Below are 11,501 nucleotides of genomic sequence, written 5' to 3' on the forward strand. Positions count from 1 at the left end.
TGCTCACAATAGATATACATGTGAATTAAATCACATTATAATAGACATGTTTTATACTATAAAGGTAAAGGAGAACGACATGTTGAAAAAATCAATAACTATTGCTACAATCGTGCTCGCACTAGTAATTGTTAGTGGATTTATATTCGTTTCAAACAGCAACAATAATACCACCATAAGAGATTTAAATGACATTAATAAAATAGATTACCAAGAAACCTTTGCTCAAACAGCTAACGATTTTATTGTCTACTTTTGGCAGGACTCTTGCAAATACTGTGAGGAAATTGAAGATGATGTGATTAAGTATGCAAATGACAGCAACACCGCTCTTTATATTGTAGATATGTTGAAAACTAACAATCAACAAGCTTGGTATAATTGGGAAACACACCACCAGAAGTATGACGTTGTAATCGGCAAATTAGTCGATGGCGAAGAAAAAATTAATGATGGAATCGATATAGAAGATTTCCAGAATGAAACCCTAGTTAGTTGGTCATTTAACACCAATCAAAAAAATGACATTATTGCTACCCATAATACTCCTTTTGCCAACCTCGAACCCCAAAACGCGGAGGAAATAGAAATAACCGGCACTCCAACAATGATTAGAGTAATTAATGGACAGTTTGATACTTATGCCGTTGGTGTTGACGGTATTAAAGCCTTATTGTCAGTCGAATAGATTATTGAAACCATCCAATAAGGGTAGTCAGAATTATAATACTACTACCCTTCCCCTCCATTTATCCCTTAGAAATTACCTCTTTTTGCTTAAACAATTCCCTGTCTTGCCATTTTCCATATTTGTAATATAAATAAGCTAGAATACTGCTAATCACGAAGCTTAGCCCCATTCCATAGGCAATACCATCACTACCAAATAACGTTGAACAAAGATATGTTAAAGGATACCTAAGTATCCAGAACGAAATAATATTTAGCACCAAAACTTGATACATTGCTCCAGATGCCCTAACAATTCCGTTGAGAATAAAATTAAGTCCCAAGAATGGGTAAAAGAACGCAATAATTGTTAAGTATCTTGCGCCAAACTCTACTGCCACTGGATCTTGAATAAATAACTCGATTCCATACTGTGCAAACAGAATGATTAATAAAGCGATGAAAAGCATTATCGACAAGTTATAGATGACACCATATTTGGATATTTGACGGACTCGGTCCCACTTGTTCACACCTATATTTTGACCTGCCATACTGTTAACAGCGGTTCCAAGCGCTATTGCTGGAAGCATAACCAAACTATCCAAGCGTTGTGCTGCACTAAACCCTGCTACAACAGCTTCTCCATGAGAAGTTACCACACTCATAATCGCTGCTACACCCGCAGAAATAACCGACATTTGCAGCCCTGAGGGAATACCAAGATTTAAAATTAATTTAACCTCATCCTTACTAGGAAAACTTGGCACCTGAAATGGAACTAATTCATTTCTTATCACATGAATCATCCCATATATGAATGCAGCACCTTGAGCAGTGACAGTTGCATAAGCTGCACCCGTTATTCCAAAATCTAAGACCGCAATAAAGATTGGGTCGAGTATAATGTTTAATATGACTGCTAAAATTACAAATCGTAATGGAGTTCGACTATCTCCTAACGCTCTTAGTACAGTACCAATAAAGTTATAACCTAACAAAAATAAAATTCCAAGCGCATTTATTTGCAAGTAAACTTTGGCGTCAATAAGCATAGCTTCAGGTGTTCCTAATAGTTTTAAAATTGATTCAGAGGCTATAAATCCAATCAAACCTAACACAACCGCCATCATCGTTAACGTAACAACAAATGCATTTAAATACCTTTTTAACCCTTGATGATTATCTTTGCCTTTTTGCTGAGATAAAACAGTCAAGGTTGTATTATTTATTCCAATAATAAAAGATAGGATTGTGAAGATAACTGTACTTGCAATAGCGACCGCCCCTAATGCGTTCGCACCTAGTAAATTACCTACCCATAAACTGTCAGCAAATTGATACGAGACTTGTAGGAGATTCGTAAACATAATTGGCCCTGAAAAGACAAACAATTGCTTTACAATGCTACCACTCGTGAAATCGTGCTGTTTCTGCATACTAATTAACTCCTTATTATAACTTCAAACAAATCTTACCATGCTTGAGGGGAATAATACATTACATCTGCACAAGCATTCCGGGTAGCGTAGACAGTTAATTCTATTTATACTATGTACATAAATCTTAATCAATCTAGCACTATTTAAGATTAACTATTTAATAAATCTGTGATTCTTATAGAAAGAGAGAATATTTATGAATTTTAAGCAGTTCCAAACAAACATTATACGAAACTATATTCTAGGTTCGCTTGTAGCAGTTATTATCGTTGGTAGTACATTTATTAGTCAAACCCTTGAATTACCTGCTGAAGACTTAGGGCTGTTACTAATAGTATTATTAATCTCCATTCTATCCATGTTTGTAAGTGAGTTTCTTGTATTTCGATTGCACATCCAACCAATTAAAGACGGTTTTGATAAAGGAAATAGTTCGTTGGGTAATTTGAGAAGTGCTTATCTTGGGACATTGCAATTTCCATTGTTAACTTTTAAACGAATTATGCTTCCGCATTTCTTAGGATTAGCAATTCCAGCATCTATTTTAACTAGTTTATTTATTTATACTGACCTTCTTGCTATCCCTTATTACTACATTACCTTTGCATGGATGGGCGCATTCCTAATTGCATTTTTACATGCCATTATTGAGTTTTTACTAACTACAACTGCTATCAAACCGATTTTAAAAGTCTTAAAGGATCGTACTTTAACCCACTACCAAGTTGATTTATCATTTGAAGATTATGTTCTTATCAGTATTAAGAAAAAATTCTTTTTTAGCATTTTGTTTATTGGCGTCTTTCCAGTGACACTTTTTAGTTTAGCCACATATATTCGCCTATTACAATTCGACTCACAATTAGTTTTTGACTATTGGCGATGGGCTGGGATTATTATGGTGATTGTAGTACTAATTTCCATTTACTTCTCCAAATTGTTAACCCGCGAAATAGAGCAACCAATAAACCAACTTCAACAAGGATTGAAGAATGTACAAACTGGAAAGATGGAATTAATCAACGGTTATTATTCTGATGAGTTTTCAAGACTTATTGCAGGCTTCAACCATATGACCCATTCAATTATTGAAAAAGAAACATTGAACGAAGACTTAATAGAAAGTTATTTTTCTGTTTTCGCAGCGACATTAGATGCACGAGACCCTTACACGGCTGGCCATTCTACTCGAGTTGCACATTTCGCCTATCAAATAGGGCTAGCGGCAAAATTATCTAACGAGGAGTTAAGTTTGCTAAGAAAGTCAGCACAACTTCACGATATTGGTAAAATAGGTGTTAGGGATGAAGTCTTACTTAAGGATGGGAAGTTAACAGAACAGGAATTTGACGAGATTAAAAAACACCCTACAATTGGCTCTGGTATTCTAGAACAGATCAATCCCAAAGAAGCCATGGTAGCTCTTATCCCAGGGGTAAGGAATCATCACGAACGATATGATGGAAAAGGCTATCCCGATCAATTAGCAGGAACTGATATTCCAATTTTCGGACGAATACTAGCAGTTGCAGATGCATATGATGCGATGACGTCAGACCGTCCTTACCGAAAAGGAATGGCAAAAGAAAAAGCACTGTCAATCATAGCAGGTGGCAAAGGTACACAATGGGATCCTGTTTTCGCACAACTATTTATCGAATTGATGACAGATACACGCCTTAATCACCTCGACTAGATTAAGGCTAGCCTCGGTGCGGAGGTTTTTTGCCAGTGACAGGAATTGACTCAGGGAGACCTCCGTATAGTTATCATCCCCAGCCGGCAGTTAAACCACCCTATTCAATTATTATATAGACCTATTAATCACAGAAACTACTCATTTGTTTTACGTAAGACAAAGATTCAGTTGATTGATTGTTTATTAACTTTGTTCATTTCACTGCGTTTTGACAAACCCTTTCAAAGTCCAATTCGGTAAAACCCTTACCTCCAAGAAGAAAGCTTGACCGTGTTATTCTTAATACCTAATTAAACGGATGATGTTTAATCTTCTGTATCATCAGCAATCTCCCGAACAAACACGATTCGTTTATAAAACGGTATTTCCATTCAATCCATTTTTCATAACCGAACCCATTATGCTTAACTACTAATTGTTGACTATTCTGCCGGTCGGCTAAACGTCCGACCCTACCCCTCTTGTTAAAAACGAACCCTCTAGTTACTTCTATTTTAAGTAATTTCTCATCACTCACTAAAACAAAAAGCATCAACGCTGTCACAAAATTGTTGATAAATTCATATAATAGAACGTTTACATCAAGATTAATTTGGTAAGAATAACATTACTATCACTTAACTATTTTGGTGCAGAAAGAGGCGATTAATTTGGCTTATTTACGAGAAGCTGTACAGCAGCAAAAAGAGTTTTTAATTGCACAATTAATCAATCAAGGCGTTGCCAAGGAAGAAGATAATGATGACTTATCTAACATGACTATATCTGAACTAATAAACGAATATGATCAATTTAAAATCGTTACCAATAAAAGCAACAACAACTCCCTACGATTCACCAGATCGATTAGTTGGAAAAAGAACAGGAAGCCTCACATCTAGAGGCTTCCTGTTCTTTAACATTTAAAGGGAATGCTGTCTCAGTCTGAAACAAACAACCTTTTGTTCTGTCATCGCTTCAATTGTCGACCTTACACCTTCTCTTCCTAATCCAGAGTTTTTCACTCCACCAAATGGCATGGCATCTATTCTGTAATCACTACTATCATTGACCATAACTCCTCCAACATCTAGCTGTTGAATTGCTAAAAATGATTTTTCAATATCAGCAGTAAAGATACCGGCTTGCAGACCATAATCAACAGCATTTGATTGTTCAATAGCTTGATAGACGTCTTCTACTTGGAAGACTAACACAACTGGACCAAAGATCTCTTCTTGAGCTATTTTAGCTGTTTGTGGTACGTCAGTTAGTATTGTCGGATAGTAGAATGCTCCATCTCTATTACCACCAACTTGTATTCTCGCACCGTCTACTAATGCTTCATTCACCCAGGACTCAACCCGTTTTGCTTCTCGTTCGTTAATCATTGGCCCTACATCCGTTAATTCATTCATCTTATCGCCAACTTGCAGCTCTGAAGTACGTTCCCTCATTGATTCTAGAAAGCTACTATAAACGTCTTTTTCTACGTAAATTCGTTGAACACCGATGCAATTTTGACCGACAGCTGAGAATGCACCGGACACACAAGACGCAACGGCATCTTGAATATCTGCATCATTTAGTACAATAACTGGCGAATTTGATCCAAGCTCCATATTTATTTTTTTGACTCCAGCTTGATGAGCTATTGTCTCGCCAGCATTAGTTCCACCAGTAAAGGAAATCATTTTAATTGCTGGGTGAGTAACCATCGTCTCCCCAATTTCCCTGCCTGAACCAGTAATAACAGATAGTAACCCTGCAGGAAGCCCTGCACGTGTGAATGCTTCGGCCAATAACAAGGCGCTAAGTGGGGTAACGGATGCTGGTTTTACTACAATCGCATTGCCTGCCGCTATCGCTGGACCCACTTTATGAGCTACTAAATTAAGTGGATCATTAAATGGAGTAATCGCACCAATCACTCCAATTGGAAAACGGTAAGAATAGCCTACTCTATTTTCACTGCCTTCATTTTGATCAAAATTAATTGTTTGGCCATTGATTCTTCTTGCTTCTTCTGCACTTATTCGAATCGTCTGGATTGCTCGCTTCACCTCTTTACGAGCCTCGTTAATTGTTTTACTACCTTCCGTTGCAATTGTTTCCGCAAATTTTTGTTTATTTTTTTCCATATAGGAAGCAGCCTTATTTAGTACTGCCATTCGTTCATGTGTAGGCCATGAGCGATTACTAAGATATGCTTCTTGTGCCTTTTCAATTGCAAATAACATATCATTTTCTGATGCCTTTGGTACTTTTGCTAGAAGTTGATTATCCTGTGGATTAATCACATCAAATGTCCGGTTTGCCGCTATCCATTGTCCTGCCAACAACATTTTTTCCTGTCTAGCTTGTAGTTGCATGAAGACCACCCTCCTTAAATTTTTGTTAGAGCGTATTGCCTATGATAATGAATAATATCGATTAGTAGTGAATAAGCAGTTTCAACTAAGCCAGCACCTGCCCCGGTTAACATAATAGGTCCTGCTAAATCACACTGATAAACAATGGCATTCGTCGGACCAATAACACCTGCTAATGGGTCATCGTTATCAACTAGCTCCGGTTTAACAGATGCCTTCACCGTTCCATTTTCTTTAGTAAGTCGGGCTAATAAACGCCATTTTTGGTTGTTTTTTGAAGCCTCTTTAACCATATCCAATGTAAAGTCACTTATTCCCTTGCAATAAATATCTTCAGCCACAAGTGGAGTACCCATTAAATAGTTAGATAGAATAGCTGTTTTATATCTGGCATCAAGTCCTTCGACATCACTAGTTGGATCTGCTTCAGCATAACCAAGACTCTGTGCTTTTTCTAAAGACGCTTGATAGGTTTCTCCTTTTTCCATTTCAGTTAGAATATAATTTGTTGTTCCATTTAAAATTCCTTTTATTTCTGTAATTTCATTTCCAGCTAAGGTTGTTACAGGCATCCGGAGCGCCGGCGTACCACTCATGACAGTGCCTTCAAATCCCCAGAACACGCCGTTCTCCTCTGCGAGTGCTGCTAGTTGATTGTAAGCAAGAGCTACCGGTCCTTTATTTGTTGTTACAACACTCTTATTATTTTCAAAAGCTGCCCTACAGTGATCAATTGCTGGTTGACCGGTTCTTACATCTGTAAAAGTAACCTCGACAATGACGTCTGCGTTAGAATGCTTGATTGTCTCTAAACTATCCCAGCCGCGAATTAGCCCTGGTTGATTCGGATAGTCTTCCACATTGCCAGTTTGTTTAATGGTAGCTAATAACGTTTCCACATCTAGTCCTTCAGGATGGTAAATAGAACCTTTCATTACATCAGACACAGCTACGACAACTGGATTTAACAGGTGCGACTTATTCAAGTTTTCCTTTTGCTTTAAAAACAATTCAGCTAGTGACTGACCTACACCTCCAAAACCAATAAACGCCACTTTTGTACTCATTAGCTCACCTCCAAAGTTTTCCGTTATTAGCTAGAAGACGGTGGGTGCTTTCCGTTAAAAGCGCTACACCAATTGGCAACGCATCTTCATTTATCTGAAAATCAGAAGTATGCAGACTACCTGTTGTATCACCGTTTAATGCACATCCAAGAAAAAACATCGCACCAGGTATATCATTTGTAATGTGGCCAAAGTCTTCTCCACCCATGCCAAACGGCCCTTCGTAAATCGGCATGTTCGGATATAACGAACCTGCAACATCTTTAAATAAATCTGTTATTGATGGATGATTATAAAGCGCTGGTTCCCCGCGCTCAATATCAAGGGTGAAGTACCCACCTAATGTTTCTGTAATTTTCGCTATTGACTGTAATTCTTCTATTAATTGCTCACGAATCTCTGTCGTATAGGATCTTATCGTTCCTTTTATTTGTACGCTTTCTGGAATAACATTTGAGGTATGACCCGCGTGAATTTCCCCGATGCTAATTGTTCCAACATCTAATGGATTTATTTTTCTGCTGATCAGACTGTATATACCTTGTAGGATATACGTTGCCATCCAAATCGGATCTGTACCTTGGTGCGGATAACCACCATGTCCCCCGGTTCCATTTATCGTTAAGAAAAAATTATCGATATTAGCCATACTAGGACCTTTGTTAACTAGTATTTCTCCTGTATTTCGCCAAGGACAAACATGTAATGCAATTGCCGCCTCAAGGTCATTGATTGCACCTGAACGGATCATGTAAGGAGCACCCGTTAACCCATATTGGTCAGCTGCTTCTTCAGCTGGTTGAAAAATAAATTTAATTGTTCCATTGATTTTATCTAGTTTATAATCTTCAGCTAATAATCTAGCTGCGCCTAATAGCATCGTCATATGAGCATCATGTCCACAAGCATGCATTACACCCAAGTGTTCAGAACTGTATTCCATTCCAGTCTGCTCCTCAATTGGTAACGCATCCATATCTGCTCGAACGCCAATTATAGGGCCATTCCCAGACGACAACGTAGCAACAATGCCATGACCGGCTATGCCTGTTTGGATATCAAATACTTGTTCAGCTTCAAGGATCTGTTTTATAAAGTCACTGGTTTTTTTCTCCCGAAAGCTTAATTCCGGATAGCGATGCAAATGACGACGCCAATCAATTAACTCTGACTTCAAAAATTCTGAACGCTTTGTTGTATCCCAATTCTCCAATTGCAAGGGACCATACCTCCCTTTAGCTATTGACAAATAGACTTTCTGGCAATGATTGAAATGCTTGCTCTAAGTCATCAATTAAATCCTCAATATCCTCAATACCAGCTGAATATCTTATTAAACCTTCAGGAATTCCCATCGCAGCCCGTTCTTCTGGTGTGCACTCCACATGGCTAGTCGTTCTGGATGGTCCAACTATTGTTTCAACTGATCCAAGGTTTGCTGCTCGGTTGGCATATTTTAATTTAGGAAGTAAATGTCTAACCGTATCGACTCCTCCTCTAACAGAGAAGCTTAGCATGCCACCAAAATCGTTCATTTGTTTCATAGCTATCTCGTGGCCAGGATGATCCTCTAAGCCTGGATAAAAAACGGATTCTACGATATCAACTGATTTTAAATAACGTGCTACCGCCATTGCATTTTCACATTGCTTTTCAATTCGCAACTTCAATGTCTTCATGCCTCGTAACAGCAAATACGCTGACATTGGGTCGAGTGTCGCTCCATTTATTTCACGGTAATGATAAATGGAGTCAACTAATTCCTTTGATCCACAAACGGAACCACCAAGTGCATCCGCATGACCTCCTAAAAACTTGGTTGCACTGTGAATAACTAAATCTGCACCTAATGCTAACGGATTTTGATTGATTGGCGTGGCAAACGTGTTATCAACAATAACAATTGCTCCAGCCTTTTTACCTGCCTCAGCCATCCTTTTGATATCTGTGATTTTTACAGTTGGATTTGTTGGGGTTTCTAGATAAAGCACCTTACAGCCTTTGCTAAGTTCTTTTTCAATTGCCTGGTGATCACCGGTATCACACAAAACAACGTCGATATTTTGCTTTGGTAAGAACTCGGTAAAGATTTTGTTTGTTCCGCCATAGGTATCTTTAATTGAGATCACCCGATCTCCAGGAAAAAGCAAGGTAGCAAGTGTATTACTGATTGCTGCCATCCCGGTCGAAAAGCTTGTGGCAGCTTCAGCACCTTCCAAGTTTTTAATTTTATCTTCAAAGGCTTGAACAGTTGGATTGGTATTACGTCCGTAAATGTGTCCTTCTTTTTTTCCAGTTGCTACATCATACCATTCATCCATATCATCGTAGCCAAAAGACACACTGTGTACTACTGGAACTTGAGTAGCTCCAAATGCCAATTGTTCCTTTTCACCTGCCCAAATTGCTCTTGTTCCCATTTTTGGTTCTCTCATCATCAATTCCTCCTTATAATTTTTTAGTAGCTACTGTTTTATATTAAGCAAGAACGCCACTATCTCTAGTGATGACTAAAACTTTCTGATGGTTAGCTTATTTTTCCCCCATGCTGATTAAGTGGAGGGAAAGGATCTTGAATAATTAGCTCTCTTGGATAATTAGTGAACGTTTCGCATCCACTTTCTGTTATTCGAATTGATTCACTAATTTCAATACCATAATGATCAAACCATAACCCTGGTATTAAATGAAATGTCATATTTGGTTGTAGGACCGTTTGATCTCCCATCCGAATACTGGCTGTGTGTTCCCCCCAATCAGGCGGATAATTTAATCCGACGGAATAGCCTAATCTTGCTTCTTTCTCAATGCCATGTTTCTTAATACTATTTCGCCAAACTGACTCAACCTCACCACACGTCATTCCAGGCCTAGTAGCCTGTAACACCTCATTTATTCCATCAATAACAATTGGAGAAATTCTTTGAAGTTTTTTGGATGGAGTTCCTATTGATACTGTTCTGGCCAGTGGTACATGGTATCTTTTATAACAACCAGCAAGTTCGATAATTACTGCTTCACCTTCCGTGAAACGTCGCTCTGACCAAGTTATGTGTGGTGCACCTGTGTTTTCTCCAGAAGGTAATAAGGGAACGATTGCCGGATAGTCTCCGCCATATTCCTCTGTACCAGAAACCATTTGATAGTAAATCTCTGCTGCAGCATCGCACTCACGATTTCCAGCGCGTATGCTCGATGCCCCTTTATACATCGCTTTCTCTGCGATTTTAGCAGCTCGCTTCATATATTCTATTTCTTGGTCAGACTTGATCATTCGTATATGATTGACAAGTAAATCCGCATCCTTAAACGTTGCATTGGGCAACCCTTTCTTTAACCTTTGATAGGCTTTGGCAGAGAAATAGTAGTTATCCATTTCGACACCGATATACCGATTTGATTGTCCGATCTGTTTCAATATCTCTGAAATAAAATCCATTGGATGATAAATAGCTGATTGAACATAATAGTCTGGATACGGGATCACGTTGTCATCGTAAATCCATGTCGTTGCTTTCGCACCATTTGCATCTTGGTGACGACCGATCCAGATTGGTTGCGGCTCATCAATTACAATCACTAGCATTTGATGAACATAAAATGACCAAGCATCATAGCCAGAAAGATAATTCATATTTGCAGGGTCCGTTACAAGTAAAACTTCAATTCCACTTTCTGCCATTTTTTGCTTTGTCTCACTTATACGGTTTTGATATTCGGTAATATCAAACGGAAGCATCAGCCTCACCCTCCTTAAATTAACTGAATATTTAAATATTTATTACTGTCATCTTATTAAATTTCTGGCTGTCATGTAATGTTCAAATTGTATGAACTTTATTTAACCCTGTTATACAACATGTTTGATTTCAGGTCATTTATGACTGTTTATAAGCAAATAACACAAATGAAGGAGTATAATTAAACCTAGTTTCAAATTACTGCTTATTAGCATTGATTATTTCGTTTTTCATTAATTAAAACTACTGTTTACTAACCTTTTCCCAGGTGAAAGATTGTAGTAAACCAAAATAATTGGGGTTCGGCCGAATTACCATAGGTTTGGGGAGAATCTTCGTCGATTTGAGGCGAATAAATCGATATCTGGGGCGAATCCCACAGATTTTCAGGCGAATCACCGCGAACTCTTTTAAGCCCCCTTATTCCTTTGGACACCTAAATCGATTAAGAGTAGAATGATTTTAATAAAAAATCAATCGATAAAGGTGGTGATAAGATGCCAAGAGAAGCAGAAATCATTGAGGATTTAAAA

General features: G+C 38.1%; 10 protein-coding genes. 3 read left to right on the forward strand and 7 right to left on the reverse strand.

Features of this window, described 5'->3' with window-relative positions; genetic code table 11:
* Positions 1–82: 82 nt before the first annotated feature.
* Complete coding sequence (locus tag LD272_RS14140; protein ID WP_226037261.1) at positions 83–688, forward strand: hypothetical protein; 606 nt, start codon at positions 83–85, stop codon at positions 686–688.
* A 61-nt stretch (positions 689–749) separates the two neighbouring features.
* Here LD272_RS14140 and LD272_RS14145 read toward each other — a convergent pair whose 3' ends face one another.
* On the reverse strand, positions 750–2,108 hold the full coding sequence (locus tag LD272_RS14145) for an MATE family efflux transporter (RefSeq protein ID WP_226037262.1): 1,359 nt from the start codon (positions 2,106–2,108) through the stop codon (positions 750–752).
* A gap of 199 nt (positions 2,109–2,307) precedes the next feature.
* On the opposite strand from LD272_RS14145, the gene LD272_RS14150 reads away from it, so the two are divergent.
* On the forward strand, positions 2,308–3,807 hold the full coding sequence (locus LD272_RS14150; protein ID WP_226037263.1) for an HD-GYP domain-containing protein: 1,500 nt from the start codon (positions 2,308–2,310) through the stop codon (positions 3,805–3,807).
* A 289-nt stretch (positions 3,808–4,096) separates the two neighbouring features.
* Here LD272_RS14150 and LD272_RS14155 read toward each other — a convergent pair whose 3' ends face one another.
* Positions 4,097–4,342: a hypothetical protein gene (locus LD272_RS14155; RefSeq protein WP_226037264.1), complete on the reverse strand. Its 246-nt coding sequence runs from the start codon at positions 4,340–4,342 to the stop codon at positions 4,097–4,099.
* Positions 4,343–4,460: 118 nt separating this feature from the next.
* Here LD272_RS14155 and LD272_RS14160 point away from each other — a divergent pair, with 118 nt between their 5' ends.
* The gene (locus LD272_RS14160; protein ID WP_226037265.1) at positions 4,461–4,691 is read left to right on the forward strand and encodes a Fur-regulated basic protein FbpA; all 231 of its coding nucleotides are present in this window, start codon (positions 4,461–4,463) and stop codon (positions 4,689–4,691) included.
* A gap of 21 nt (positions 4,692–4,712) precedes the next feature.
* Here the strand turns inward: LD272_RS14160 and LD272_RS14165 are convergent, their stop codons facing one another.
* The 5 genes from LD272_RS14165 to LD272_RS14185 form a co-directional block, all read right to left on the reverse strand.
* The gene (locus LD272_RS14165) at positions 4,713–6,161 is read right to left on the reverse strand and encodes an aldehyde dehydrogenase family protein (RefSeq protein WP_226037266.1); all 1,449 of its coding nucleotides are present in this window, start codon (positions 6,159–6,161) and stop codon (positions 4,713–4,715) included.
* Positions 6,162–6,175: 14 nt separating this feature from the next.
* On the reverse strand, positions 6,176–7,228 hold the full coding sequence (locus LD272_RS14170) for a homoserine dehydrogenase (RefSeq protein ID WP_226037267.1): 1,053 nt from the start codon (positions 7,226–7,228) through the stop codon (positions 6,176–6,178).
* Positions 7,229–7,232: 4 nt separating this feature from the next.
* Positions 7,233–8,447 carry a M20 metallopeptidase family protein gene (locus LD272_RS14175; protein ID WP_226037268.1) on the reverse strand — a complete coding sequence of 405 codons (1,215 nt, stop codon included), beginning with the start codon at positions 8,445–8,447 and terminating at the stop codon, positions 7,233–7,235.
* A gap of 16 nt (positions 8,448–8,463) precedes the next feature.
* Positions 8,464–9,663, reverse strand: coding sequence for a cystathionine gamma-synthase family protein (locus LD272_RS14180; RefSeq protein ID WP_226037269.1), 1,200 nt, complete (start codon positions 9,661–9,663; stop codon positions 8,464–8,466).
* Positions 9,664–9,755: 92 nt separating this feature from the next.
* Entirely contained in the window at positions 9,756–10,967 is a 1,212-nt protein-coding gene (locus LD272_RS14185; protein ID WP_226037270.1) for a M24 family metallopeptidase, read from the reverse strand.
* Positions 10,968–11,501: the final 534 nt, after the last annotated feature.

The organism is Aquibacillus saliphilus, assembly GCF_020404745.1.
Classification (GTDB): domain Bacteria; phylum Bacillota; class Bacilli; order Bacillales; family Amphibacillaceae; genus Aquibacillus; species Aquibacillus saliphilus.

Coding starts and splice junctions, on each gene's coding strand:
- LD272_RS14145 (WP_226037262.1), bottom strand. CDS start 2,108: ATGCAGAAACAGCACGATTTCACGAGTGGTAGCATTGTAAAGCAATTG.
- LD272_RS14150 (WP_226037263.1), top strand. CDS start 2,308: ATGAATTTTAAGCAGTTCCAAACAAACATTATACGAAACTATATTCTA.
- LD272_RS14155 (WP_226037264.1), bottom strand. CDS start 4,342: ATGCTTTTTGTTTTAGTGAGTGATGAGAAATTACTTAAAATAGAAGTA.
- LD272_RS14165 (WP_226037266.1), bottom strand. CDS start 6,161: ATGCAACTACAAGCTAGACAGGAAAAAATGTTGTTGGCAGGACAATGG.
- LD272_RS14170 (WP_226037267.1), bottom strand. CDS start 7,228: ATGAGTACAAAAGTGGCGTTTATTGGTTTTGGAGGTGTAGGTCAGTCA.
- LD272_RS14180 (WP_226037269.1), bottom strand. CDS start 9,663: ATGAGAGAACCAAAAATGGGAACAAGAGCAATTTGGGCAGGTGAAAAG.
- LD272_RS14185 (WP_226037270.1), bottom strand. CDS start 10,967: ATGCTTCCGTTTGATATTACCGAATATCAAAACCGTATAAGTGAGACA.